The following is a 24,698-nucleotide window of genomic DNA, read 5'->3' as shown; positions in this document are numbered from 1 at the left end:
CAGTTCGAGGTGGGAGGGGCTGAGAGGGTGCAGTTGCGCCCATTTTCTCTCAGGCGTCACGACAGGGGCTTGTATGCGCGGGCGCTACAGTCGACCAGAACGAAAAAAGCTCCGTATCTTGCGATACGGAGCTTTTTCTTTATGCGTTACGCCGATTGTGATCTCTCGAAACCGGCGTCTTTTACACGGTTACTGCTGAACGACATTTGCGGCGGTCGGCTCGACTTTCTTCGGCTTCATCAGGCTGAAATCAATCAGGGCCCGCTGCTCACGCTCGTACGGGTTGCCGATCATCAGTGGACGCGGTTTGAAGCTGTCACTGACCAGGCTCTTGCTGCGGTCCAGCTCATCGAAACTCAAACCGGCCATGTCCGCCCAGGTGTGGATCAGGTGCGAGCTGCTGTACGGCCGCCCCAGGTCGGCGGCGAAGTTCCAGTTATGGTTCTCGCGCCATTTCGGCGAAGCCCAGGCCATGAACGGAATGGTGTACATCGGCGCCGTCGGTTTGTTCTCGTTGCGGCCCAGGGTGCTGTGGCCGGCCGAATCGAACACGTCTTCACCGTGGTCGGAGAGGTACAGCAGGAAACCGTTCGGGTCGGACTTGGCGTAGTCCTTGATCAGGCTGGACACCACGAAGTCGTTGTACAGCACGGCGTTGTCGTAGCTGTTGTAGGTCGGCACCTGATCGTCACGCACGCCGGCTGGCACACCGGTACGGTCCTGGAACTGGTCGAAGCTCGGCGGATAGCGGTACTGGTAGCTCATGTGAGTGCCGAGCAGGTGCACGACGATCAACTTGCGCTGCGCCGGGTCGGTCAACGCCTTGTTGAATGGCTCGATCACGTCGCCGTCGTACTGAGCGGCGTTCTGGTTGCGGTTGTTGTTCAGGTACACCTGCTCGTCGGCCTGTTCTGAGAACGTCGTGAGCATGGTGTTGCGCTTGGTCATGGTCTGCTGGTTGGTGATCCAGAACGTCTTGTAGCCGGCCTGTTTCATCATGCTGACCAGCGACGGCGTGGACAGGTACAGATCCGGATGCTCTTCGTCGGCGAAGGTCAGGACCTGCTGCAGCGCTTCAATGGTGTAAGGACGCGGGGTGATGACGTTGTCGAACACCGCGAGCTGATCCTTGAGCTTGTCCAGTTCCGGTGTGGTCTTGCGTCCATAGCCGTACAGGCTCATGCGCTGACGGTTGGTCGATTCGCCGATCACCAGCACCAGGGTCGAAGGTTTATCGGCGTCTGCTGCCTTGAGGTTATGCAGTGGCGGAACCTTGCTCGTGCTGTGCAGCATGTCTTGCATGCCGGCCAGAGTATCGAGGTAACGGTGGTAAGCCACGGCCATTTGCCAAGGCACGGCAGGCTCGATGCGGTCTTCGAACTTCTCGAAGCCCCCGGCGAAACTGCCGGTGCGCTGGGTCTGCTTGATCAGCGGGTAGCCGACCACGGCAATCAGGATCGCCATGGCGGCGACGAAAGCGCGCCCACGGGGCATGTACACCGGACGCAGGCGAGTCCACAGGAAGTAGGCGAAAGCGGTATGCGCGAGGAACGCCGGAATCATCCACCAGGCAAAGTACTGGGTCATGTATTCGCCGGCTTCAGAAATGTTCGACTCGAACATGATGAAGATGACGCTTTGCGAGAATTCCTGCTGATAGATGAAGAAGTAGCCCAGGCTGGCCATCGAGCAGGCCCACAAGACGATGCCGATCAATGCGGCCAGCAGCTTGGTGCGCTTGGGGAAGAGCAGCATCGGTGCGAGCCAGACCGCGCTCATCACAAAGGCCTGACGGAATCCGCTGAAGCCGGAAGTGCCGGTCAGCTGGATCAACAGTTGGGTGATACCCGAGAAATACCAGAAAAACGCGAAAAGCCAAAGAACCCCGGCCCAGTCGAAACCTGTCGCAGTCGTTTTGCTGCGTTTGAACAATGCCATTCAGCACTCCAGCTCATCGTCACTAACCACCGCCGGAACGCTTCATGAAACCGACGAACGGAGGCCGCGCGCAAACGCACGGCCAGAATGCGCCGGAGTATCACGAACGGAATGTGAAAACTTCGTTAGTTGCTGATCAGGGGCAGAAGAGGATCATGTCGGGAACGACAGGCGCCGTTCCCGAAGCTGGCGGGGCAGGTCAGGCGTGCGGGTTGCGCTGGACAACCGGCAAAGGTTTGGGCTGAGCGCCCTGGGTCAGCGAGCGCAGCTGCGCCAGCTCCTGTTTCAATTGGTCGCGCTCGTCTTTCAACTGACGCAATTCATCGCGACGGATCGTGACGTACAGGGTTTGTGGCGGCATTGCTGTGTGTACTGTGCCCATTGCTCACCTCGCAAATGGCGTGTCTCAACTGCAAATCGTCCCGGTTTCGGGGTACTGATCTGCTATCGGCGCCAATTTTGATTTCTTTCGCTCATGAATGGAACTTTTTTATTTTTCATGGTCGGTGTGTCTTCGGCATGATTCGGGGCGTTATCAGTCTGGATCGGGCACAATGCCCGGAAACTTCCGCCGGACGCTCTGGACTAACCTCCATTAGTCGCGTTGGGCTATAACCAATGTCACACATTTATTTGTAGTAAGGAGCATCAGCACATGCAACTCGGGATTATTGGACTGGGCCGCATGGGCGGCAATATTGCGCGGCGCCTGATGCTCAACGGGCACACCACCGTTGTTTACGACCGCAATACCGCCTTTGTCGACACCCTGGCCGCCGAGGGCGCCACGGGCGTCGCCGACCTGCCGGCGCTGGTCGCAGGCCTGGCCAAGCCACGCGCAGTGTGGGTCATGCTGCCGGCCGGCGCGCCGACCGAAGACACCATCAACACCCTGAGCAATTTGCTCGAAGCCGGCGACACTATCATCGACGGCGGCAACACCAACTACAAAGATGATATCCGCCGGGCCAAGGCCCTGTCTGAAAAGGGCCTGCACTACATCGACGTCGGCACCTCCGGCGGCGTCTGGGGCCTGGAACGCGGTTACTGCATGATGATCGGCGGTGACGCCGAGACCGTTTCGCGTCTGGATCCGCTGTTCGCCGCACTGGCGCCGGGCATGGGCGAGATTCCGCGCACCAAGGATCGCAAGTCCGAGGACCACCGTGCCGAGCACGGCTACATCCACGCCGGTCCTGCCGGTGCCGGGCACTTCGTGAAGATGATTCACAACGGTATCGAGTACGGCATGATGGCCGCATTCGCCGAAGGCTTTGACATCCTCAAGACCAAGTCCAGCGAGCGCCTGCCGGAAGATCAGCGTTTCGACCTGAACGTTGCCGACATCGCTGAAGTGTGGCGTCGTGGCAGCGTGGTGTCGTCCTGGCTGCTCGATCTGACCGCCGATGCGCTGGCGAGCGATCCGAAGCTCGACGGTTTCTCTGGTTCGGTGGCTGACAGCGGCGAAGGTCAATGGACCATCGAAGCGGCCATGGAGCAAGCGGTGCCGGTACCGGTGTTGTCGAACTCGCTGTTCTCGCGCTACCGCTCCCGCGGCCAGGGCACCTTTGGCGACAAGATTCTTTCGGCCCAGCGCTTCGGCTTCGGCGGCCACGTGGAGACACCGAAGAAATGACCCATACGATCCGCAGAAAATCCAAGGCAGAACCCGCACCACCGACCACGCTGTTTTTGTTCGGTGCCCACGGCGACCTGGTCAAGCGCTTGCTGATGCCGGCGCTGTACAACCTCAGTCGCGACGGCTTGCTTGACGACAATCTGCGGATCGTCGGCGTTGATCACAACGCCATTACCGATGAAGCCTTCGCGCAAAAACTCGAAGACTTCATCCGTACCGAAGTGGCGGCGAAGGTCGGCAAGGGCGATCAGATGCTTGATCCGGCCTTGTGGGCCAAGCTCGCCAAAGGTATCAGCTACGTTCAGGGCGACTTCCTGGACGACAGCACTTATTCTGCGCTGGCGGCGAAAATCGCCGACAGCGGCACTGGCAATGCAGTGTTCTACCTGGCCACCGCGCCGCGTTTCTTCAGTGAAGTGGTGCGCCGTCTGGGCGCCGCCAAACTGCTGGAAGAAACGCCCGAAGCGTTCAGAAGGGTGGTCATCGAAAAACCGTTCGGCTCCGATCTGCAGACCGCCGAGGCGTTGAACGCCTGCCTGCTCAAGGTGATGTCGGAAAAGCAGATCTACCGGATCGATCACTATCTGGGCAAGGAAACCGTGCAGAACATTCTGGTCAGCCGGTTCTCCAACAGCCTGTTCGAAGCGTTCTGGAACAACCACTACATCGACCACGTGCAGATCACCGCCGCCGAAACCGTCGGCGTCGAAACCCGTGGCAGTTTTTACGAGCACACCGGTGCACTGCGCGACATGGTGCCCAATCACCTGTTCCAGTTGCTGGCGATGGTTGCCATGGAGCCGCCGGCCGCGTTCGGCGCCGATGCGGTGCGTGGCGAGAAGGCCAAGGTGGTCGGCGCGATTCGCCCATGGACCGTTGAAGAGGCGCGGGCCAACTCGGTGCGTGGCCAGTACAGCGCCGGCGAGATCGATGGCAAGCCGCTGGCGGGTTATCGCCAGGAGGCCAACGTGTCGCCCGACAGCAACACCGAAACCTACGTCGCCCTGAAAGTCATGATCGACAATTGGCGCTGGGTCGGCGTGCCGTTCTACCTGCGCACCGGCAAGCGCATGAGCGTGCGCGACACCGAAATTGTCATCTGCTTCAAGCCGGCGCCATACGCGCAGTTCCGTGACACCGAGGTCGATGAATTGCAGCCGACCTATCTGCGCATCCAGATCCAGCCCAACGAAGGCATGTGGTTCGACCTGCTGGCCAAACGGCCGGGGCCGGCGCTGAACATGGCCAACATCGAGCTGGGTTTCGCGTACAAAGACTTTTTCGAGATGCAGCCGTCCACCGGCTACGAAACCCTGATCTACGACTGCCTGACCGGTGACCAGACGCTGTTCCAGCGCGCCGACAACATCGAGAACGGCTGGCGCGCAGTGCAACCGTTCCTCGACGCCTGGCAGCAGGACGCGAGCGTACAGACTTACGCTGCCGGCGAAGACGGCCCGCAAGCTGCCAACGATCTACTGAGTCGCGATGGTCGCGTCTGGCATGGCCTGGGATGAGTGACGCGATCCGTTTTTTACTCAGCGATATGGACGGCACGCTGTTGCTGCCTGATCACAGCCTGAGTCAGCGCACCATCGACGCCGTTCGTTCATTGCGCGAGGCTGGCGTGTTGTTCAGCCTGGCGACCGGCCGCCCACCCAAAGCCATGCTGCAGCAGATCGAAGCCCTGGGTGTTGATCTGCCGACGGCGGCGTTCAATGGCGGCACCATTGTCAACCCGGATGGCAGCTTGCTGGTCGCGCATTACCTGCCCGCTACGACAGCGTTAATTGCATTGGCGACCTTCGCTGATCAACCGGATGTCGAAATCTGGGTGTTCAGCGGTGGTGACTGGTTGCTCAAGGATCCGCACGGGCCGATGGTGCCACGCGAACAGCATGGCCTCGGTTATCCGCCGGTGGTGGTCGAGAGTTTCGAGCCGTACCTGGAGCGGATCGACAAGATCGTCGCCACCAGCAACAACACGGATTTGCTGATCGAGCTTGAAGCGCGCCTGTTGTCCAAGGTCGACGGCATGGCCCAGGTCTCGCGCTCGCAACCGGTGTACCTGGACGTGACGGCGCTGGAAGCCAACAAGGGTAGCGCGCTGGCGACCATTGCCGCGCACCTTGGCGTCCCGCTGGAGCAGACGGCGGTGATTGGCGATGGCGGCAACGACCCGGCGATGTTCCACTGCGCGGGGTTATCGATTGCCATGGGGCAGGCCGAAGAGGCGGTGAAGCGTCAGGCCGATGTAATCACCGGCCCGAACACCGAAGATGGCGTAGCGCAGGCCATCGAGAAGTACATCCTGCCGCGCTGAATCACCCAGGAACAAAAAGAATGAGTGGGTGTTGAAGATCTATTGGCTCAGCGCATACCAATGTAGGAGTGAGCCTGCTCGCGAAGGCGGTGTGCCAGTCACCACATGAAGTGCCTGACACGACCTCTTCGCGAGCAGGCTCGCTCCCGCAGTTTTAATCTTGGGTTGCCAGGGCTATTGGCTCAGCGCATACCCAAGTGGGAGTGAGCCTGCTCGCGAAGGCGGTGTACCCGTCAACACATGAAGTGCCTGACACGACCTCTTCGCGAGCAGGCTCGCTCCCACAGTTTTAATCTTGGGGTGTCAGGGCTATTGGCTCACCGCATACCAATGTAGGAGTGAGCCTGCTCGCGAAGGCGGTGTGCCAGTCACCACATGAAGTGCCTGACACGACCTCTTCGCGAGCAGGCTCGCTCCCACAGTTTTAATCTTGGGTTGCCAGGGCTATTGGCTCAACGCATACCCAAGTGGGAGTGAGCCTGCTCGCGAAGGCGGTGTACCCGTCAACACATGAAGTGCCTGACACGACCTCTTCGCGAGCAGGCTCGCTCCCACAGTTTTAATCTCGGGTTGCCAGGGCTATTGGCTCAGCGCATACCAATGTAGGAGTGAGCCTGCTCGCGAATGCGGTGTGCCAGTCAACACGTGCGGTGCCTGACACGACCTCTTCGCGAGCAAGCCCGCTCCCACAGTTTTAATCTCGGGTTGCCAGGGCTATTGGCTCAGCGCATACCAATGTAGGAGTGAGCCTGCTCGCGAATGCGGTGTGTCAGTCAACACATGAAGTGCCTGACACGACCTCTTCGCGAGCAGGCTCGCTCCCACAGTTTTAATCTCGGGTTGCCAGGGCTATTGGCTCAGCGCATACCAATGTAGGAGTGAGCCTGCTCGCGAAGGCGGTGTGCCAGTCAACACGTGCGGTGCCTGGCACGACCTCTTCGCGAGCAAGCCCGCTCCCACAGTTTTAATCTTGGGGTGTCAGGGCTATTGGCTCAGCGCATACCAATGTAGGAGTGAGCCTGCTCGCGAAGGCGGTGCGCCAGTCAACACGTGCGGTGCCTGACACGACCTCTTCGCGAGCAGGCTCGCTCCCACAGTTTTAATCTTGGGGTGTCAGGGCTATTGGCTCAACGCATACCAAAGTGGGAGCGGGCTTGCTCGCGAAGGCGGTGTGTCAGTCACCACATGAAGTGCCTGACACGACCTCTTCGCGAGCAAGCCCGCTCCCACAGTTTTAATCTTGGGGTGTCAGGGCTATTGGCTCACTGCATACCAATGTAGGAGTGAGCCTGCTCGCGAAGGCGGTGTACCCGTCAACACATGAAGTGCCTGACACGACCTCTTCGCGAGCAGGCTCGCTCCCGCAGTTTTAATCTTGGGTTGCCAGGGCTATTGGCTCAGCGCATACCCAAGTGGGAATGAGCCTGCTCGCGAAGGCGGTGTGCCAGGCAACACATGAAGTGCCTGACACGACCTCTTCGCGAGCAGGCTCGCTCCCACAGTTTTAATCTCGGGTTGCCAGGGCTATTGGCTCAGCGCATACCAATGTAGGAGTGAGCCTGCTCGCGAAGGCGGTGTGCCAGGCAACACATGAAGTGCCTGACACGACCTCTTCGCGAGCAGGCTCGCTTCCACAGTTTTAAGCGGGTGTTGTCAGAGCCAGTAGCTCACCGCGTACCAGCCCAGCAGCCCCATCACCACGGTGTATGGCAACGCCATCCACACCATCCGGCCGTATGACAGGCGCACCAGCGGCGCAATCGCCGAGGTCAGCAGGAACAGGAACGCCGCCTGTCCATTCGGGGTCGCCACGCTTGGCAGGTTGGTGCCGGTGTTGATCGCGATCGCCAGGGTTTCGAAATGCTCGCGGCTCATGTGTCCGGAGAGGAAGGCCTGTTTCACTTCGGTGATGTAGATCGTGGCGACGAACACGTTGTCGCTGATTGCCGAGAGCAGGCCGTTGGCAATGAACAACATGCCCGGTTGTTGATCCGCTGGCAGCGCGAGCACCCACTGGATCAGCGGGGCAAACAGTTGTTGATCGTGAATCACCGCGACCACGGCAAAAAACACCACCAGCAACGCGGTGAACGGCATGGCGTCGCGAAACGCATTGCCCAGGCGGTGTTCGTCGGTAATGCCGGTAAAGGCGGTGATCAACACGATCACCATCAGGCCGATCAAGCCCACTTCAGCAACGTGAAACGCCAGACAGCCAATCAGAATCAACGCCGCAGCACCTTGCACCAGCAGGGCGGCACGTTGACGCGGTGTGCGTTCGGCATTGTCTTCAGCGGCGTAGTTGGCCAGCACGGCGCGCACGTTGTCCGGCAGCAGAGTGCCGTAGCCAAACCAGCGCAGTTTTTCCAGCAACACGCAGGTCACCAGACCCGCTACCAGCACCGGCAGCGAGACCGGCGCGACTTTCTGGAAGAACTCGCCGAAGTGCCAGCCCATTTCATGGCCGATCAACAGGTTCTGTGGCTCGCCCACCAGTGTGCAAACCCCGCCGAGTGCGGTGCCGACCGCGCCGTGCATCAGCAAGCTGCGCAGGAAAGCACGAAACTGTTCCAGATCATCATGGTGCAGGGCCGGCAGGTGCTGGTCGTCGCTGAACTCGCTGTCCTGACGCGGATCGTTGCCCGAGGCCACCCGGTGGTAGACCGAATAGAAGCCGACGGCCGCGCTGATGATCACCGCCGTCACGGTCAAGGCATCGAGAAACGCCGACAGAAATGCCGACAGAAAGCAGAACATCAGCGCCAGAATCGCCTTGGAGCGCACGCCCAGCAGGAGCCGTGAGAACAGAAACAGCAGCAGGTCCTTCATGAAGTAGATGCCCGCGACCATGAACATCAGCAGCAGGATCACCGGGAAGTTGTGCACCAGCTCATCGTAGAGGGCTTGCGGGGTGGTCATCTTCAGCAGCAGGGCTTCAATCAGCAACAAGCCACCGGGCATCAGCGGATAGCACTTGAGGGCCATCGCCAAGGTGAAAATGAATTCGATCACCAGCAGCCAGCCGGCGGCGACCGGGCCAACCGTGAACAGCACCACGGCATTGAGGATCAGGAACCCGACGATGCTCGCCTTGTACCAGCGGGGCGAGTGCCCGAGGAAATTGTGCGCGAACGCCTGGGCCAGTGAACCGGACATCGGTTGCTCCTTGTATTAAGAAGCGCGCAAGTTGCCGCAAGTGCCAGGCAAGTTCAAGTCTTGGGTATTACTGATTCAGATAACGCGCGACCATGGCCCGGTAGTTGCCGTCCAGTGAATAGCCGCCGACCAGAATGTGTCCGTCCGCCTGCAACGCCAATGAGTTGGCGGTATCCAGGCTGCGTCCCAGGCGCGTGCGCAGCCAACCGTGGCCGTTGCCGAACTGTGCGTCGAGTTGCCCGTCGGGCAAATAGCGCGCCACGATGAAATCCGCCTCGATACCGCCAATCGTCGCGCCCACCGCGATAATTCGTCCGTCGGCCATGCACTGGGCAGCGCTCCACTGGCAGCCACTGGGGCCGATTTCCAGCAGATGCGGGTGGCCTGCGTTGTTGCGCAGTTCCGGACGTCCGTTGGGGTGCAGGCTCAACGCTAGGCAGCGGATCGGATCGCGACTGCTGCCAAAGCAGTGCAGATGCTCCATTGATTCGATGATCTGGCTGACCATCGCGCTTTGCCCGTGAGCCTTGAAGGCGAGGAAACCGTCTACCGCGAAGCGCTCGTCCAGGCGCCCGTCAGGCAGATAGCGCGCAACCAGGCCCTCCTGAGGGAAATCAATGGAGCCAGCGACAACGACGCGCCCATCCTTCTGCAGCAGAAGGCTGCTGAGCCAGGTGTTGAGCAACAGATGGCGAATCATCACAAAGCCGCGACCATTGAAGCTTGCGTCGAGCGCGCCGTTGGGCGTAAGGCGGATCAGCATGCCGGCATGGTCGGCCAGTTCGAAGTGGTGATTGGCGATCAGCAGAATGTGCCCATCGTCCTGAACGGCAATGTCGCAGGCTTCTGCACCGGATATACCGGGCGGTAGCCAGATATCGCGCGAACCGATGGACAAATCGCCCGGCAGGCGCACGACTTGTCGGCCGTTGTCGCCAAACGAAGTGTCAGGTGAACCGTCAGTGTTGAACAGGGCGAGCGCGGGCAAGGTGCGATGAGCATTTTCATAGTGCAAGCCGGCCAGCAGGATTCGCCCGTCCGCCAGTACCTGCACTTTTGCGCCCATGGCTTCGAAACCGGGAGCGAATTCGCCGATCACGCTGCCTTGAACACCGAAGCCCAGGTCGGCAGAACCGTCGGCAAGCATCCGCGCGAGCCCGAAACGGCTGCCATCGGCAGTGCCGACCTTGGCGGCCACCAGCACCCGACCTTGCGGGTCCACGGCCAAACCCTGGGTCATGCTGGATACGCTGTCAGCGAAATACACTTGAGCAATGCCGGAGTGGGCAAAATGTCTGTCGAGTTGCCCGGCGTCATTCAGTGGTGTCGGGAGCGCAAAGGCGTTCTCGGTGGTCATGCATGCCTCTCCTTGCGAGTTGACCAGGCCCGATAGGGCGGGTAACTGCATGAGCGAAACATTCAATCCCTGAATACATCGAAGTACAACTGACATAACTAACAGGTGGAGGGTCGCACTGTGCCAGAACAGTGTCTTTTTGAACCAAATGAAAGCGTGACAAGCAATGGCGCCTGACGCTTTAAAAGAAGTTGTGCAAAAGTACCGAAGATAAAAAGTAACGGATAACTAAAGATGCAGAGGGCGGATGACGCCAACGTCATCCGCATTGCCCTCTTGTCAGTCAGGCATCGACCACGATTGCAGCAGGTAACCTTCTTCGCTCAGTTCGGCGCGTGCCTGTTGCAGCAGTTGCTCCAGTTGCGCCGGATCGGAGTAGGCGCTGCTCGGAATCTGCTTGCGGCCGATGTGCGAGTTGGTACGGTCGATGACGGTCAGGTTCAGTTCGCCGTTGCCGTCTTGTGGGGCCCAGGCCACGCACTGGAAGGGTTTAAATGCGTGGTTGGCAATCAAAAGAGCTTCGTTGATACGGAGCGGGGCGGTCATGGGGTCTTCTCTCTGTCGTGCCCAATCAAGTGATGTGCCGTCGGTTGGGCTTACCGTTCGGCTGGTTACTTGTACTGATGCACGCAACCCCGTGGCAGGTCACACATGACACAAAGAAATTTCAACTTTATTGCTTATGCTCAGGCAGCAGACCGTTTTTGAAAGCTGATTGAAAGATTCAACTCGATAGCTGACTAATAAACTTGCTTCTTATAACTCGTTACCTTGTACATCTATAAGCAATCGATACAAGGCCCTGTCAATTTCTTGCTAATGTTACAGTCGGGTCTGCCAAATGACTGTTTTTACAATAATTTCCTTAAATTTGGCGCCAAGGAACAGTCATGATCGAAGTGCCAGCGTTACGACGTTTATTGGTAGTCGACCCCTGTGACGACTGTCATCGCCTGTTACCCGGTTTGCGTGCCGTGGGCTGGGATGTCGACAGTTGTACCCTGGAAAACGCCGCCGATCGGACATGCGATGTCGGACTGCTGCGACTGCAGCCTTTTCACCTCGAACGCCCCGAAGCGGTCAAGGAACTGATCAGCCGCAGCGGCACCGAGTGGATCGCGGTGCTGAATCAGGAAGTTCTACGGCTGCAGAACGTCGGCGACTTCGTCTGCGAATGGTTTTTCGATTTCCATACTTTGCCGTTCGATGTCTCACGGGTTCAGGTCACGCTTGGCCGGGCGTTTGGCATGGCGCGCTTGCGCGGGCAGGGGACGATTCACATCGATCAGCCTGAGCATGAGTTGCTCGGCGACAGCAAGCCGATTCGCGAGCTGCGCAAGTTGTTGAGCAAACTGGCGCCGACCGAGTCGCCGGTCCTGATTCGTGGTGAAAGCGGCACCGGTAAAGAACTGGTCGCCCGCACCTTGCATCGCCAGTCCCAGCGCCACAGCAAGCCGTTTGTGGCGATCAATTGCGGGGCGATTCCCGAGCACTTGATCCAGTCCGAACTGTTCGGCCACGAGAAAGGCGCCTTTACCGGTGCGCATCAGCGCAAGGTCGGGCGTATCGAGGCGGCCAATGGTGGCACGTTGTTCCTGGATGAAATCGGCGATCTGCCGCTAGAGTTGCAGGCCAACCTGCTGCGGTTTCTTCAGGAAAAACACATTGAACGCGTCGGCGGCAGTCAGCCGATCCCGGTTGATGTACGCGTCCTGGCAGCCACCCACGTCGACCTCGAAGCGGCCATCGAGAAAAAGCGTTTTCGTGAGGACCTGTATTATCGGCTCAATGTGCTGCAAGTGGTGACCGCACCGTTGCGCGAACGCCACGGTGATCTGTCGATGCTGGCCAACCATTTTTCCCACTTCTACAGCCACGAGACCGGTCGCCGTCCACGCAGCTTCAGTGAAGACGCGTTGATCGCCATGGGCAAACACGATTGGCCGGGCAACGTTCGCGAGCTGGCCAACCGCGTGCGACGGGGGCTGGTACTGGCGGAGGGACGGCAGATCGAGGCCCGTGATCTGGGATTGATCAGCCAGCATTCGATGACCACGCCCATGGGCACGCTCGAAGACTACAAGACCCGCGCCGAACGCCAGGCGCTGTGCGACGTGTTGAACCGGCACAGCGACAATCTCAGTGTGGCGGCAAAGGTGCTGGGGGTGTCGCGGCCGACGTTTTATCGCCTGTTGCACAAACATCAGATCCGCTAAAAAGCACGCCGTGGGTGCGGCGCCTGTGCAGTGAAGCGGCAGGCGCTGTGACCACGGCGTTCTTTTTGCATGAAAGCCCCGCATCGGCGGGGCTTTCCTGCGTCAGAAGTAGTACGGGAATTTCAAGCTGAAGGAGAAGTCCGGGGCGTCGTCGGTCATGCCGATCGACAGGTTGGGCACGATGGTCAGGTTATCCGTGGCGGCAATGGTCATGCCGACGTTGAAGTAACCGGCGTTGGCGTCACTGGACACCACCGATTGCCAATCGCCGCCATCCTGTTTCAGCTTGCTCTTGCGTTGCACCAGGTCAGACACCGAGAACGACATACTCATCTTCTCGTTCAGAGCGAACGCAATACCGGCGCCGATCTGGAAGCTGTCACCGATACGGACCTTGCCCGGGGTTTTCTGGTTGACCGTCGAACTGATGTCGTCGAACGACTCCTCCAGGTTGTGGGTGTAGGACAAGCTGCCGAACAGCACAGCCGGGTCGAACGTCTTGACCAGCGAGACGCCGGGGGTAATCGACCAGACGCCGTTACCGGTGGGCAAGGTGTCAGGCACGAACAGGTTGGAGTTGGCGTCGGTCTGACGCAGCTTGATCCCGAACGGGTCCTTGCCGGTGGGCGCCTTGACCCGCAGGGTGACTACGGCATCCGGGGTGTTGACCGACTCGTCGAGGAACTTGTATGCGATGCCGAAGTTGACGTCGCCGATGGTCGGATCACGTGATACGTCCTGTTCCGTGGTCACGTTGGACGCACCGCCATTGCCGCCGCCGGACTGGTAGGTCGAATCGCGGTAAACCACTGGCACGTTGACGTCGAACTGCCAGCGGTTGTCGAAGTTGTAGCGGCCGGTCAGGTCCAGCGTCCAGGTGTCGGCCTTGATCCGGTCGAGGTTGATGTTGCCCAGGAAGATCGAGTCCAGGGCCAGGAAGCCGTTGAGGATCAGTTGGCGTGTGTCGTAACGCGAGTAGGTCACGCCGGTTTCGAAGCTGAATTTACCGCCACCGAAGAAGCCGCTGGCTTCATCATAGAGGTTGGACACACTCTGCGCCGGTTGCGAATCGTCGGCCAGTGATTGCCCGTAGGAAGCACCACTGCCCCCGGCTGCGCCCCCCGACGCTGCTGCCGCGCCAACGCCGGGAGCCCCGGTGGTGGTGGCGACTTTTGGATTGCCTTTCATGTCGGCTGGCGACTTGGCCAGACGCTTGGGTTGCGGGGCCGCCGGTTGGTCTTCGACCTGGCGGACCCGTTGTTCGAGCACCGCCAGGGCTTTTTGTTGTACATCGTAGCGTTGCTTCAGCTCCAGAAGCTCCTGTTTCAGGGCTTCTACGTCGGCGTCCGGTGCCGCTTGCAGCATGGCTGCGGGTAGAAGAGTACTCAAACATACAGCGGCACGCAGTGATACTGATCGATACATGAATAAGCCGTCCCTTTAAGCCCAATGATCGAGACTCAGCGTAGTTCAATATCCGATATTGCGTAGTGCCCTGAGTTGAGTCAGGTTGCAGTCCAGTGCGCCGGGGCTGATGCCGTTATTGTTAAGCACAACATTGAGTTGGGTCATATTGTTGACCACATTGGCGCTGCCCAGCAGGCGAGTGTTCTGCAGCAGGCCGCCCTGGGCGACTTGTTGCAGGGCCGTGCCTTGATTCCCCGAGGCTTGAATAGCCATCTGCACGCCACTGCTGGTGGCCGAAACGGCGACGCTGCCGGCGGCATTGCTGGCTCCGATCGTCTGCCCGGCCATCAGTGCCTGACCTTGTGCAGGTACCAGAGGAGGAGGGGTATTGGCTTCCTGAACATTGATCGCCACATTGTTGTTGGCGGTGTTGCCGTCGCCGGCGGCGCGTACGCTTTGGGTCACGCCCTGGCTGCTGTCGAGCCCCGAACCACCGATGACATTGCCAGTGCCCGGAGTCGGGGTGCTGCCATTGCCCTGTTGCTTGATGGTCGTGACATAGAATTCCGGTTTGATGGTGGCGGCCTGAATCTGCATCGAAGTCGCAGCCCCGATCAGATCACCGCTGGCATTGCGCCAGGTACTGCTCATGACAATGCCGAAGCTGATGATCCGCCCCGGCATGACATAACGACCGCGTAGCTCGGCGAGCTCCTGGTCCTGGATTTCGATAGGTTTGAACCCTGCATTGGCATAGCCTGACGCGCTCGCTGCCAGGCAGGCGGCGGCCAGCCAGTATGAGGTTTTCATCTGCTGCTCCCGGGACATCCAGTCCCATTCTTTATAATCGGCGATTAAAAGAAGTCGCTCTGTATGAAACCGAAGTCCATCAATTCAGCATCTTTGACAGGGTTGAAAGTATCGAGCTTGTTCTTGGCGGTCAGCGGTGCCGGAGGACTGCGTAGTGCATTGGTTTTGTCGTATCCGGGGCCGACGATGGCGAAGACAATGCCGTTCCAGCCTTTGACAAAGTCATCATGGGAGTAGCGTTTGTGGCCTAGAACCGGGTCTCCGATGTAAACCCAATCCTTGTCCGAACGCTGCAGCACCACGAAATGCTTGTAGCCGCGAATTTCCATCAGTACCACCACCGGGATCGTGACTGCGTCGAGCTTCTCCGGCGGAATCTTGTAACCCCTGGCGCGCATGCCGATGCTTTCTATGTAGCGCTTCATGTCCAGCATGGAAAAACCTTGAGTGCGAACAAGGTCCTGGTCAGCGTTGACCAGCATGCCTTTGATGATGTGCTCCTCATCGACGTCGAGCCAATAGGCCTGGCGCAGTACCGTGGCCAGTGCGGCAGCGCCGCAGCTGAAATCGGTTTTCTGTTCGACGATGTCGGCAAACTTGCGTTCACGGATGCTTTGCACGTTCTTGTAGACGAGTACGCCGCCGGGCAGGGCAGCGACGGGCATCTGGGCAGCCTGGGTCAGGCCGGACAGGCAAAGCAGGGCGATAAAGGCAGTCTTACGCATGATCGATACGCCTTTGCGGACTGAGGAAAAGCCCCGTTTCCGGGGCTTTCGTTTCGATCGCGATTACATGCAGGCTTTGCAACCTGCAGCGATGGACAGCGAGTTGCTTTGTTGGTTGCCAACACCGGAGGCGTTGTTGAAGCCACCGTTACCCGACCAGTTGTTGCCTACGTTGGTCATGCTGGCAGTGTTGGTGACAGGGTTTTTCCAGCCGTCTGGAGTCAGCACTTGTTGAGTGGTTACACCAGCCAGACCGAAGGCACCCACAGCTTCGAAGGTAGCTTTCTGATCTTTGCTGCCGCCATTGCCGCCATGGCCTTTGTCGTCATTGCCGTAGCCGCCACCGCTGTGGCTGTCACCTTTGATGGTCGCTTCGCCCACGGCGCCGAATACGCCGACGGCGGCGACAGTGCCAGTGAGGGTGTCTTTCTTGAAGGTCTGAGTGCCGTTGTTGCCGACTTGCAGACCGGTAGTGCTTTGGTTGGCCGCTGCTGCAGCTTGCGCTACACGACCACCGGACACGGCGATTGCCAGGTTGTTTTTCTGTTGGTTGAAGTTGCCGGCAGCGTTGTTCACGCCGATGTTACCCGAGCCACTGTTGCCGACGTTGTTCATAGCGGCGTTGTTAGTGCTGGAGTAGTTGCCAACGGTGTTGTTGCTGTTCACCTGAGTAGCGCTGGAAGCAGACACCGCAGAGCCGAAGATGAAGCTTTCGTCAGCGGTTGCCAGAGCAGCGGCGTTGTCTTGTTGGTTGCCGTCGCCGGCCACGTTGTTTGCACCGATGTTGCCGTTGGCGCCGTTGAGCGAGCCACTGATGCCGGCGTTGTTCTGGGTGCCCTGGTTCAGGACGGTATTACCGCCGTTGTTTTGCACGTCGAGCACTGCGGCACCGGCACCTGCGCCGATTTGCAGCAGCTCTTCCAGGGTTGGACCTTTTGGTGGAGGAGGGTTGTGACCGTGACCACCATTGTTACCATGATCGTTGCCGCCTGCTTGAGCCGCCATTGCCATTACTGCTGCAAGAGCGAAAACCAGTGGTTTGAGAGCCATTGTAGTTTTCATGGTGTTTCTCCGTCGTGCTTATTAGTTGGTTAAGTGTTGGTACTTTCTAATTGCACTGCTTCTTGTTTGGGTCAGTCAGCGACCCGGATGCTCAGGGTGTTAGCCATACGGTTCCCCACCCCGGCACTCTGGTTCACCTGAATCACCCCTCGGCTGCCGGTGAAGGCCTGATCACTTGTCGTGACCTGGCGACTGCCGGGTGAGGTGCCAGTTGCTCCTGAGCTCGGTAAAAGCGCCACGTTCTGTTGCGACAGGGCGCTGTCGTCAACGCTTTGCGGGGCAGCACTGATGCTGACGCGCGTCACGTTGGCCATCTGGTTGTTGGCCCCGGCGCCCTGGTTCACGCCCAGGATTCCGTTGCCATTACTGAAAGAGTTACCGCCAATGGTGGCGCTGGCGTTCATCGACGGATTGGCAGGTGTATCGAGCTTTTGCCTGACGATGGTTGAGGCGCTGGCGTTGGTGCCGATAGCGATTGCCTTGGTATTGGTCTGTTGCATCTGGTCGCCGGCTGCCTGGTTGACGTTGAAGTTGCCGCGGTACTGCACACCGGTGTCCTGAATGTCTGCGTTGTTCACTGAACTGGGATCGGCCATCACACTGGCGCAGCCGAAGAGGGCAAGCAGCAGAAGGGAACGATTCATCTCATTGGCCTCCAGCCATGCGGGTCAGCGGTGCCAGACCGGTGCTCAACGAGCGATTGATCGTGTTGGAGATCGTGCCGCCACCCCCGCCACCGTGACCGGCACTCATGCCTGGCAGGCCGTTAGGGTTGGTCAGAACGTTCATGCCGGGCATGTCCGAGTTCGGTGTGATGATGTTGCTGCGGATCGAGGAGCCGCTGGCTACACTGGCGAAGTCACCGTCATTGAGTTCGGTGCTGTTCATCGCTTGATTGATTCGATCGGAAGGATTGGCATTGACCGTGGTCGGGTAGGGGTCTTTGCCACCGCTGCGTCCGATGGGAATGGGCTGGACGTCGCGGTTGAGAACGATCACGCCATTGCCTTCGGCCTGAACGTTGAAACTGATGAATGTGCTGGCTGCTGATCCGATCAGCAGAAGGCAGGTCAGGCCTTTATTGAAGTTCCCCACGGCGGCAATTCCTTCTTCAGTGGGCTGGCTCTTGTCAGCGTTGGGAAGGAGAGAGCGAAAGCTGTGCCGGTTTTGAGTTGTTGTTGATTTTCAACGGGTTGGCGATGAGCCGTGTGGCGCTGATACACAAGCTGTTTCAGCGCTGAAACAGTCAGGCAGGCAACCACCCGGTCAATGTCGGCGCAAAGCTCTGGAACAAGGGTTTGCCGGGGACTGTTTCACGCGCGTAACAGATATTCTGACAAAACGATGAAGGCCATTGAAATGGCTGCTTTGCGCTGGAGTGGGTGTTTCAGGAATGGACACTTGTGCTCCGAAAGGGGCTGTTCGCCGGGTCAATCAGCCAATAAATCAGCGACCGCCTCGAAAGCCTGCGCGCGGCGCTCATCCCAGTTGCCCTGAATGATCTGCAGCGTTTGCCCATGCTGTTCAAGCCAGTCGCGGGTGGCTTGAAAGAACGCCATGCGCTCGCTGAGTTGCGGTTGGCAACGCTGGCCATCGTCGGTCCAGTCGATCTGCTCCGGCGACAACACCAGGTGCAGGTCGTAATGCCGCGCCAGCAGTTCGGGTTCCAGCCATGCCGGGCAGGCGCCAAACAGGGTCTGGCTCCAGAGGATATTGCTCAGCAGGTGGGTGTCGAGAATCAGTAGTTCGGGGCGCTGCGCCCGGGCCTGATCTTCCCACTGCAACTGCCCTCGGGCGATGTCGGGGATGTCGTTGAGGCAGGTATCGCGCGGATTCTGTTCGATGAACCAGCGCACGTATTCATCCACCCGCAAACCACCAAAGTGTGCCTGAAGGCCGGCCGCCAGCCAGCTCTTGCCCGTGGACTCCGGGCCGGTCAGGACCACGACCTTCATGGCTGCAACGCCGGATCGGCGCGCCATTCACGCCAGCCTTGCACCGCAATCAGGGTGAACAGGGCATACAGCGCGGCGGTGAGGTAAAGCCCCTTATAAAGAAACAGACCGACGAAAATCACGTCCAGCACGAACCACAGCGCCCAGCATTGCAGGCGCTTCTGCGCCATCCACAATTGCGCGACGAGGCTGAACGCCGTCAGTGCGGCATCGAGCCACGGCTGTGCGGCGTCGGTCCAGTGCGCCATGGCCGCGCCGAGCAGCAGACTGCCGAGGGCGCCCGCGCTCAGGCCGAGCAGGATCGAGCGCCGGTCCAGACGCGTGACGTCGCGCCCGTCGTGCATTGTTCCGGCACGGGTCCATTGCCACCAGCCGTAAACTTGCAGTGCGGCGTAGATCACTTGCAGCAACATGTCCGAATACAGCTTCACGTCATAGAAGATCCAGCTGTACAGCAACACCATGACCAGGCCGATCGGCCAGCACCACGGATTCTGTTTGACCGTCAGCCAGACGGCGATCACGCCGAGGGCGGCGGCAAACAGTTCAAGCCCGGACATGTGGCTTCCTTGGAGGGAGTTGAGGAGGGAGCGGATTGTACCCAAAAACCTGTGGGAACGAGCCTGTTACCGATTTTGACGGAACCGATTAACCTGTGGGAGCGAGCCTGCTCGCGAAAGCGGTGTATCAGTCACCTGATTCACTGACTGACACGACGCCTTCGCGAGCAGGCTCGCTCCCACAGGTTACGGTTTAGACACGGAACTGACGCAACAACTGGTTCAACTGCTCACTCAACTGCCCAAGCTTGACGCTCGCTGCACTCGACTGTTCCGCCGCCAGCGCCGTGCTGTGGGACAGGCCGGCCGCCTGGGTGACGTTCTGGTTGATGTCCTCGACCACATGCGCCTGTTGCAGCGTGGCGCTGGCAATCGAGGCGTTCAGGCCGTTGAGATTGCGCAGCGCCTGGCCGATGGCATTCAGGCTGGCGCCCGCGAGGCCGGCCTGTTCGATGGTCAGTTGCGAAGCCTTGCTGCTGTCGCCGATGACCTTCACCGCCGCTTCGGAGTGATTCTGCAGGCGTTCGATCATGGCCTGGATTTCCGCCGTCGACTTTTGCGTGCGCTGTGCCAACAGGCGAACCTCGTCGGCCACCACCGCAAAACCCCGACCCTGTTCACCGGCGCGCGCCGCTTCGATGGCTGCGTTGAGCGCCAGCAGGTTGGTTTGCTCGGCAATCGAACGAATCACTTCCAGCACACTGCCGATCTGCGTGCTTTCCGCCGCCAGCGTGCGAATCACTTCGACCGCCTGATCAATGGTTCCGGACAACTTGTCGATCTGTTGCAGGCTGCCGTCGATGTTGATCTGGCCCTGTTGCGCCTGAGCTTCGGCGTCGCGCATTTCAGCGGCGGCGTGCTCGGCATTCTTCGCTACATCCTGCACGCCGTAGGTCACTTCATTGATCGCGGTCGCCACCAGCTCCATCTGCTGCGATTGCTGCTGGCTGCGTTGCTGGGCCTGGGTGGCATCGTTGCCCAGTTCGCTGGACGACTGGCCCAGTGCGCTGGCCGAGACCTGCAAGTCACCGATGACCCGGCGCAATTTGGCGGTAAAGGCATTGAAGTGATGGGCCAGTTGCGTGACTTCGTCCTGGCCGTGAGTGTCGAGGCTGCGGGTCAGGTCGCTTTCGCCGCTGGCGATGTTGGCCATGGCGTTCACGGTTTCCTGCAGCGGGCGCACGATACTGCGGGCAATCAAAATCACCAGCAGGGCCATGATCACGGCAATCGCCAGACCGATCACCGTCGCCTTGATCACCTGGCCGCGAAACTCGCTCTGCACATCATCGATATAGACGCCGGACCCGAGCACCCAGCCCCACGGTTCGAACAGTTTGACGTAGGAGGTCTTCGCCACCGGCTCGCTGGCGCCGGGCTTGGGCCAACGGTAATCGACCATGCCTGCGCCCTGGCTTTTGGCGATCGCAACCATTTCGTTGAACACCGCGAAACCGTCCGGATCGCGGATCGCCGAGAGGTTCTGGCCCTCAAGCTTGGGATTGGTCGGGTGCATGACCATCACGGGCGTGAGGTCGTTGATCCAGAAGTAGTCGCTCTGGTCGTAGCGCAGGCCACGGATGGCGGTCAGCGCCTGCTTCTGCGCGGCGTCGCGGGTGAGGGTGCCGGTGGTTTCCAGGTCGTGGTAGTAGGTCAGCAGGCCGCTGGCGGTCTGCACCACATGCTGGGTTTTCTGCGCCTTGGCGTGGTACAGGTCATCGTGGATCTGCTTGAGCATCAACACACCCAAGGTCAACAGCATGACCACGGCCACAACCAAGATGAGCCACAAGCGTCGGCTGATCGACACACTGCGCAAGCTGTTCATAACGCTGTCACTCCGATTTCTTTTTCTTGTAATAAATCAACGCCAGCATCCAACCACGTTTCGGTGGTCGGGCATACGCGACCCAAGTCGTATAACGCCGCAGCACTATTAAGGCTTGTCTGTTAGGATTTCGGCCCCGCGCATGAAAACCTGAATCCAAGTTGATATTTCACGGAATTTTGACCGTTTCGTGTGGATCCTGTGCGCGCGGAATCGGTACAGCAACAAACAGCTACGCTGAACGCAGTGAACGTTAGAAAAATATTATCGGGGCATGCCGGCGTGCATCGCTCTTTGGGGGATTGATGGATCTTTGGACCGCCTTGCAGGCACTGATTCTTGGAGTTGTAGAGGGGCTGACGGAGTTTTTGCCCATTTCCAGTACCGGACACCAGATCATTGTTGCCGACCTGCTCGACTTCGGCGGCGAACGGGCCATGGCGTTCAACATCATCATCCAGCTCGGCGCGATCCTGGCGGTGGTCTGGGAATTTCGTCGCAAGATTCTCGACGTGGTGATGGGCTTGCCGACCCAGCCGAGTGCGCGGCGCTTCACTGCCAATCTGCTGATCGCCTTTCTGCCGGCAGTGGTGTTGGGGGTGATATTTGCCGATCTGATCCACCAATACCTGTTCAACCCGATCACCGTTGCGACCGCGCTGGTAATCGGCGGGGTGATCATGTTGTGGGCCGAACGCCGGCAGCATGAGGTACATGCCGAAACCGTGGACGAGATCACCTGGAAGGACGCGCTGAAAGTCGGGTTCGCCCAGTGCCTGGCGATGATTCCTGGCACCTCGCGCTCCGGCTCGACGATCATCGGTGGTCTGCTGTTCGGCCTGTCGCGCAAGACTGCGACCGAGTTCTCGTTCTTCCTGGCCATGCCGACCATGGTCGGTGCGGCGGTGTATTCCGGTTACAAATATCGTCATCTGTTCGTGCCGGCAGACTTCCCGGTGTTCGCCATCGGTTTCATCACCGCGTTCATCTTCGCGATGATCGCCGTGCGCGGTCTGCTCAAGTTCATTGCCAGCCACAGCTACGCAGCGTTCGCCTGGTACCGGATTGTCTTCGGACTGGTGATTCTGGCGACCTGGCAGTTCGGCTGGGTGGACTGGTCGGCGGCCAAGGCATGAGTGATTCACGCGCGCGTCGCCCGGACGGACGCCCGTCCGGTGGCGGCATTCAGCATTTGAAACTGAAACTGGCGGTGTTGCTGATCGTCTGCGCATTGCCGGCATTCGGCTCGCTGTCGATGTGGCTGCGCGGGATCTCGCTGGTGCCACTGACCGCCTACGGTGTGGTCAGCGTCTTGACGTTCTTCATGTACTGGGCGGACAAGCGCAAGGCGCGCGCCGATGCCTGGCGCACCCCGGAGAACATCCTGCACGCACTGGAACTGGCGGGCGGCTGGCCCGGCGCGTTGATTGCCCAACAGGTGTTCCGTCACAAGACGCGCAAGGTGTCATTTCAGATGCTGTTCTGGGCGATCGTGGCATTGCACCAGGTGTTCTGGATCGATCAGCTGTTTATCGGCTCGAACCTGCTTTCACTGTTCTAAAGCACCACAAATCCCCTGCAGGAGTGAGCCTGCTCGCGATAGCGGTGTATCAGTCGACATCTCTTTGACAGATACGACGCCATCGCGAGCACGCTCACTCCTACAGAGATGGTGTCAAAGCAGTAATCCAACCTGGGTTTTCTTCGGCAGCTTGCTCACCACCAACTGATGCGATCGCGTCAGCAATCCTTGCAGCTCCTCGGCGCCCAGCGGGTAGGGCGGATGCATGATGATCCACTGCGCCCGCGCCAGATAAGGCGCCGGTTGAATGCCCGGGCGATCGCAATGGCCGAGAAACAGATCCTTGTCGACCTTGAATGCCAACGAATCCCCGCGCAGCCCCTGCAAGGCGAACATCTTGTTGCCGGCGATCGAAAACACCCGCACGCCCCCCCATTTGTAATCCTCCTGCGCGCCCGGCAAGGCCAGGCAGAAGGCGGCGACATCCGCTTCGTTCATTTTTCCCTTGGTCATAACAGTCGCTCCCCACACGCATTGAACGATTCGACCAGATGGTCGATCCACGCCCGCACCGCTGGCATCACCCCGCGCCGATGCGGATACACCGCCTGCAACCAGCCGCCAGGCAACGACCACTCGGGCAGCAATTGCACCAGCGCGCCACTTTCGAGATCGGCTTCGCAATACATCATCGGCAGCAGGGTAAAGCCCTGGCCGGCCAGCACACAGGCCTTGCGTACGATGAAGTCATCGATGCCCAGCCGCGCTTCCATGTTCAGTTCGACACTGTTGCCCTGTTGATCGAGCAAGCGTACGTGCACCATACGGTCGGCTTCCAGCGCGCCGAGCACCGGCAGGTTCTTCAGGTCCTGCGGGTGGCTGATTGTTTTGCCTTCGACAAATGTCGGGCTGGCAACCACCACCATTTGCGCCTGGCGCAAACGGCGGGTTACCAGCAACGGATCTTCATCGCCGAGTTCCCGCACGCGCAGTGCCACGTCGAACCCTTCAGCGACCAGATCCACCCGGCGATTGAGCAGCACCACCTCCAGTTGCACCTGAGGGAATTTGCCGAGGAATTCGCTGATCACCCATGGCAACATTTCTCGCGCCAGGCCGGTCGGGCACGACACACGCAAGCGGCCGCGCGGCTCGCTGGACATGCTCGCGACCGCTTCGTCGGCCATTTCCGCTTCGAGCAACATCGCCTGACAGTGGCGCAGGTAACGCTCACCGACAGCGGTCAGGTTCAGTTGGCGGGTGGTGCGTTGCAGCAGGCGGGCGCCCAGACGCTCTTCGAGTTCGGCAATGCGCCGTGACAAGCGTGATTTGGGAATGCCCAGCAAACGCCCGGCCGCCGCGAAGCCACCGGCCTCGACGACCTTGGCGAAATAGTAGAGATCGTTAAGATCCTGCATGAAAAGTCCACCGTTCTATCAGTGGGACGAACTATCGCATTGTCGGCGGCTAATCAGCTATTGGTTTCTTCCGTAGGATTGTCTCCATTCCGTCGCCGCCGGCGATTCTTTCCAGGAGATTCCACATGAAACTGCTGCACATCGATTCGAGCATTCTGGGCGACAACTCGGCTTCCCGTCAGTTGAGCAGTCAAGTCGTCAAAGCCTGGCAAGCCGCCGAGCCTGCCGCCGTCGTGACCTATCGCGACCTGGCCGCCGACGCCATCAGCCACTTCTCGTCGACCACCCTGGTCGCCGCCGGCACCACTGCTGAGCTGCGCAACGCCGCACAACAGCATGAAGCTGAACTGAGCGCTTCGACCCTGGCTGAATTCATCGCTGCTGATGCCGTCGTTATCGCCGCACCGATGTACAACTTCACCGTACCGACCCAGCTCAAAGCCTGGATCGACCGCGTGGCCGTTGCCGGCCAGACTTTCCGCTACACCGAAGCCGGGCCTGAAGGCCTGTGCGGTGGCAAGAAAGTGGTCATCGTCTCCACCTCCGGCGGCATCCACGCCGGTCAGGCGAGCGGCATCGCTCACGAAGAGTACCTGAAGCTGGTTCTGGGCTTCCTCGGCATCACCGACATCGAAATCGTCCGTGCCGAAGGCCTCGCTTACGGTGATGAAGTGCGCAACAACGCGATGAGCGCTGCTCAGGCGAAGATCAGCGAGCAACTGTTCGCTGCTGCGTAAGCATTGCGTAAAGACCAGCTGCCGTTCAGGTAGCCTCCCAAAAAA

At 59.5% G+C, this 24,698-nt stretch carries 23 protein-coding genes; 7 read left to right on the top strand and 16 right to left on the bottom strand.

Annotated elements, in window-relative coordinates; genetic code table 11:
- Positions 1 to 189 precede the first annotated feature (189 nt).
- Positions 190 to 1,938, bottom strand: coding sequence for a phosphoethanolamine transferase CptA (locus tag AC1UK9_RS15040; RefSeq protein ID WP_025112438.1), 1,749 nt, complete (start codon positions 1,936 to 1,938; stop codon positions 190 to 192).
- A gap of 199 nt (positions 1,939 to 2,137) precedes the next feature.
- On the bottom strand, positions 2,138 to 2,320 hold the full coding sequence (locus AC1UK9_RS15035; RefSeq protein ID WP_003225385.1) for a DUF6026 family protein: 183 nt from the start codon (positions 2,318 to 2,320) through the stop codon (positions 2,138 to 2,140).
- A 273-nt stretch (positions 2,321 to 2,593) separates the two neighbouring features.
- On the opposite strand from AC1UK9_RS15035, the gene gnd reads away from it, so the two are divergent.
- The 3 genes from gnd to AC1UK9_RS15020 are packed head-to-tail and all read left to right on the top strand — an operon-like array spanning position 2,594 to position 5,900.
- On the top strand, positions 2,594 to 3,574 hold the full coding sequence (gene gnd, locus AC1UK9_RS15030) for a phosphogluconate dehydrogenase (NAD(+)-dependent, decarboxylating) (protein ID WP_025112437.1): 981 nt from the start codon (positions 2,594 to 2,596) through the stop codon (positions 3,572 to 3,574).
- Positions 3,571 to 5,094 (top strand): glucose-6-phosphate dehydrogenase, encoded by a 1,524-nt coding sequence (zwf, locus tag AC1UK9_RS15025; protein ID WP_473015871.1) that lies wholly within the window; start codon positions 3,571 to 3,573, stop codon positions 5,092 to 5,094. Before gnd ends, zwf begins: the two co-directional genes overlap by 4 nt.
- On the top strand, positions 5,091 to 5,900 hold the full coding sequence (locus AC1UK9_RS15020; RefSeq protein ID WP_482577837.1) for an HAD family hydrolase: 810 nt from the start codon (positions 5,091 to 5,093) through the stop codon (positions 5,898 to 5,900). The genes zwf and AC1UK9_RS15020 overlap by 4 nt, the downstream gene beginning before the upstream one ends.
- Before the next feature lie 1,653 nt (positions 5,901 to 7,553).
- Here AC1UK9_RS15020 and nhaB read toward each other — a convergent pair.
- The 3 genes from nhaB to AC1UK9_RS15005 form a co-directional block, all read right to left on the bottom strand.
- Positions 7,554 to 9,056, bottom strand: a complete 1,503-nt coding sequence (gene nhaB / locus AC1UK9_RS15015; protein ID WP_482577836.1) for a sodium/proton antiporter NhaB — start codon at positions 9,054 to 9,056, stop codon at positions 7,554 to 7,556.
- Positions 9,057 to 9,123: 67 nt separating this feature from the next.
- Positions 9,124 to 10,413, bottom strand: a complete 1,290-nt coding sequence (locus AC1UK9_RS15010) for an NHL repeat-containing protein (RefSeq protein ID WP_025109543.1) — start codon at positions 10,411 to 10,413, stop codon at positions 9,124 to 9,126.
- A gap of 279 nt (positions 10,414 to 10,692) precedes the next feature.
- The gene (locus AC1UK9_RS15005; protein WP_025109544.1) at positions 10,693 to 10,959 is read right to left on the bottom strand and encodes a hypothetical protein; all 267 of its coding nucleotides are present in this window, start codon (positions 10,957 to 10,959) and stop codon (positions 10,693 to 10,695) included.
- Between the two features lie 344 nt (positions 10,960 to 11,303).
- Here AC1UK9_RS15005 and AC1UK9_RS15000 point away from each other — a divergent pair, with 344 nt between their 5' ends.
- On the top strand, positions 11,304 to 12,629 hold the full coding sequence (locus tag AC1UK9_RS15000; RefSeq protein ID WP_025109545.1) for a sigma-54 dependent transcriptional regulator: 1,326 nt from the start codon (positions 11,304 to 11,306) through the stop codon (positions 12,627 to 12,629).
- Positions 12,630 to 12,731: 102 nt separating this feature from the next.
- Here AC1UK9_RS15000 and AC1UK9_RS14995 read toward each other — a convergent pair whose 3' ends face one another.
- The 9 genes from AC1UK9_RS14995 to AC1UK9_RS14955 all read right to left on the bottom strand — a co-directional run bounded on the left by AC1UK9_RS14995 (position 12,732) and on the right by AC1UK9_RS14955 (position 20,976).
- The gene (locus tag AC1UK9_RS14995; protein WP_482577835.1) at positions 12,732 to 14,054 is read right to left on the bottom strand and encodes a hypothetical protein; all 1,323 of its coding nucleotides are present in this window, start codon (positions 14,052 to 14,054) and stop codon (positions 12,732 to 12,734) included.
- A 45-nt stretch (positions 14,055 to 14,099) separates the two neighbouring features.
- Complete coding sequence (locus AC1UK9_RS14990) at positions 14,100 to 14,846, bottom strand: hypothetical protein (protein WP_473015867.1); 747 nt, start codon at positions 14,844 to 14,846, stop codon at positions 14,100 to 14,102.
- A gap of 44 nt (positions 14,847 to 14,890) precedes the next feature.
- Positions 14,891 to 15,571, bottom strand: a complete 681-nt coding sequence (locus AC1UK9_RS14985; RefSeq protein ID WP_025109548.1) for a C39 family peptidase — start codon at positions 15,569 to 15,571, stop codon at positions 14,891 to 14,893.
- A 63-nt stretch (positions 15,572 to 15,634) separates the two neighbouring features.
- Complete coding sequence (locus AC1UK9_RS14980; RefSeq protein ID WP_025109549.1) at positions 15,635 to 16,633, bottom strand: hypothetical protein; 999 nt, start codon at positions 16,631 to 16,633, stop codon at positions 15,635 to 15,637.
- Positions 16,634 to 16,704: 71 nt separating this feature from the next.
- A complete protein-coding gene (locus AC1UK9_RS14975) occupies positions 16,705 to 17,277 on the bottom strand; it encodes a hypothetical protein (RefSeq protein WP_025109550.1) in 573 nt (190 codons plus the stop codon).
- A gap of 1 nt (position 17,278) precedes the next feature.
- On the bottom strand, positions 17,279 to 17,728 hold the full coding sequence (locus AC1UK9_RS14970; RefSeq protein ID WP_025109551.1) for a hypothetical protein: 450 nt from the start codon (positions 17,726 to 17,728) through the stop codon (positions 17,279 to 17,281).
- A 335-nt stretch (positions 17,729 to 18,063) separates the two neighbouring features.
- Positions 18,064 to 18,588, bottom strand: a complete 525-nt coding sequence (locus AC1UK9_RS14965; protein WP_025109552.1) for an AAA family ATPase — start codon at positions 18,586 to 18,588, stop codon at positions 18,064 to 18,066.
- A complete protein-coding gene (pnuC, locus tag AC1UK9_RS14960) occupies positions 18,585 to 19,148 on the bottom strand; it encodes a nicotinamide riboside transporter PnuC (RefSeq protein WP_482577832.1) in 564 nt (187 codons plus the stop codon). Before pnuC ends, AC1UK9_RS14965 begins: the two co-directional genes overlap by 4 nt.
- 193 nt (positions 19,149 to 19,341) lie before the next feature.
- Complete coding sequence (locus AC1UK9_RS14955; RefSeq protein ID WP_473015864.1) at positions 19,342 to 20,976, bottom strand: methyl-accepting chemotaxis protein; 1,635 nt, start codon at positions 20,974 to 20,976, stop codon at positions 19,342 to 19,344.
- 305 nt (positions 20,977 to 21,281) lie between these two features.
- Between AC1UK9_RS14955 and AC1UK9_RS14950 the strand changes: the two genes are divergently transcribed.
- Entirely contained in the window at positions 21,282 to 22,112 is an 831-nt protein-coding gene (locus AC1UK9_RS14950; protein ID WP_025109555.1) for an undecaprenyl-diphosphate phosphatase, read from the top strand.
- Positions 22,109 to 22,537 carry a DUF1294 domain-containing protein gene (locus tag AC1UK9_RS14945; protein WP_482577830.1) on the top strand — a complete coding sequence of 143 codons (429 nt, stop codon included), beginning with the start codon at positions 22,109 to 22,111 and terminating at the stop codon, positions 22,535 to 22,537. Before AC1UK9_RS14950 ends, AC1UK9_RS14945 begins: the two co-directional genes overlap by 4 nt.
- 114 nt (positions 22,538 to 22,651) lie before the next feature.
- Here the strand turns inward: AC1UK9_RS14945 and AC1UK9_RS14940 are convergent, their stop codons facing one another.
- Positions 22,652 to 23,011: an MmcQ/YjbR family DNA-binding protein gene (locus AC1UK9_RS14940; RefSeq protein ID WP_473015862.1), complete on the bottom strand. Its 360-nt coding sequence runs from the start codon at positions 23,009 to 23,011 to the stop codon at positions 22,652 to 22,654.
- Complete coding sequence (locus AC1UK9_RS14935) at positions 23,008 to 23,916, bottom strand: LysR substrate-binding domain-containing protein (protein ID WP_025109558.1); 909 nt, start codon at positions 23,914 to 23,916, stop codon at positions 23,008 to 23,010. The genes AC1UK9_RS14940 and AC1UK9_RS14935 overlap by 4 nt, the downstream gene beginning before the upstream one ends.
- 125 nt (positions 23,917 to 24,041) lie before the next feature.
- Between AC1UK9_RS14935 and AC1UK9_RS14930 the strand changes: the two genes are divergently transcribed.
- Positions 24,042 to 24,653 (top strand): FMN-dependent NADH-azoreductase, encoded by a 612-nt coding sequence (locus AC1UK9_RS14930; protein ID WP_025109559.1) that lies wholly within the window; start codon positions 24,042 to 24,044, stop codon positions 24,651 to 24,653.
- Positions 24,654 to 24,698: the final 45 nt, after the last annotated feature.

This window comes from Pseudomonas sp. AK-TSAG1-1 (assembly GCF_056821665.1).
The sequence above is the reverse complement of the archived record's forward strand: the minus strand, read 5'-3'. Positions and strand labels throughout refer to the sequence as shown.

Coding starts and splice junctions, on each gene's coding strand:
- AC1UK9_RS15040 (WP_025112438.1), bottom strand. CDS start 1,938: ATGGCATTGTTCAAACGCAGCAAAACGACTGCGACAGGTTTCGACTGG.
- AC1UK9_RS15035 (WP_003225385.1), bottom strand. CDS start 2,320: ATGGGCACAGTACACACAGCAATGCCGCCACAAACCCTGTACGTCACG.
- gnd (WP_025112437.1), top strand. CDS start 2,594: ATGCAACTCGGGATTATTGGACTGGGCCGCATGGGCGGCAATATTGCG.
- zwf (WP_473015871.1), top strand. CDS start 3,571: ATGACCCATACGATCCGCAGAAAATCCAAGGCAGAACCCGCACCACCG.
- AC1UK9_RS15020 (WP_482577837.1), top strand. CDS start 5,091: ATGAGTGACGCGATCCGTTTTTTACTCAGCGATATGGACGGCACGCTG.
- nhaB (WP_482577836.1), bottom strand. CDS start 9,056: ATGTCCGGTTCACTGGCCCAGGCGTTCGCGCACAATTTCCTCGGGCAC.
- AC1UK9_RS15010 (WP_025109543.1), bottom strand. CDS start 10,413: ATGACCACCGAGAACGCCTTTGCGCTCCCGACACCACTGAATGACGCC.
- AC1UK9_RS15005 (WP_025109544.1), bottom strand. CDS start 10,959: ATGACCGCCCCGCTCCGTATCAACGAAGCTCTTTTGATTGCCAACCAC.
- AC1UK9_RS15000 (WP_025109545.1), top strand. CDS start 11,304: ATGATCGAAGTGCCAGCGTTACGACGTTTATTGGTAGTCGACCCCTGT.
- AC1UK9_RS14995 (WP_482577835.1), bottom strand. CDS start 14,054: ATGTATCGATCAGTATCACTGCGTGCCGCTGTATGTTTGAGTACTCTT.
- AC1UK9_RS14990 (WP_473015867.1), bottom strand. CDS start 14,846: ATGAAAACCTCATACTGGCTGGCCGCCGCCTGCCTGGCAGCGAGCGCG.
- AC1UK9_RS14985 (WP_025109548.1), bottom strand. CDS start 15,571: ATGCGTAAGACTGCCTTTATCGCCCTGCTTTGCCTGTCCGGCCTGACC.
- AC1UK9_RS14980 (WP_025109549.1), bottom strand. CDS start 16,633: ATGAAAACTACAATGGCTCTCAAACCACTGGTTTTCGCTCTTGCAGCA.
- AC1UK9_RS14975 (WP_025109550.1), bottom strand. CDS start 17,277: ATGAATCGTTCCCTTCTGCTGCTTGCCCTCTTCGGCTGCGCCAGTGTG.
- AC1UK9_RS14965 (WP_025109552.1), bottom strand. CDS start 18,588: ATGAAGGTCGTGGTCCTGACCGGCCCGGAGTCCACGGGCAAGAGCTGG.
- pnuC (WP_482577832.1), bottom strand. CDS start 19,148: ATGTCCGGGCTTGAACTGTTTGCCGCCGCCCTCGGCGTGATCGCCGTC.
- AC1UK9_RS14955 (WP_473015864.1), bottom strand. CDS start 20,976: ATGAACAGCTTGCGCAGTGTGTCGATCAGCCGACGCTTGTGGCTCATC.
- AC1UK9_RS14950 (WP_025109555.1), top strand. CDS start 21,282: ATGGATCTTTGGACCGCCTTGCAGGCACTGATTCTTGGAGTTGTAGAG.
- AC1UK9_RS14945 (WP_482577830.1), top strand. CDS start 22,109: ATGAGTGATTCACGCGCGCGTCGCCCGGACGGACGCCCGTCCGGTGGC.
- AC1UK9_RS14940 (WP_473015862.1), bottom strand. CDS start 23,011: ATGACCAAGGGAAAAATGAACGAAGCGGATGTCGCCGCCTTCTGCCTG.
- AC1UK9_RS14935 (WP_025109558.1), bottom strand. CDS start 23,916: ATGCAGGATCTTAACGATCTCTACTATTTCGCCAAGGTCGTCGAGGCC.
- AC1UK9_RS14930 (WP_025109559.1), top strand. CDS start 24,042: ATGAAACTGCTGCACATCGATTCGAGCATTCTGGGCGACAACTCGGCT.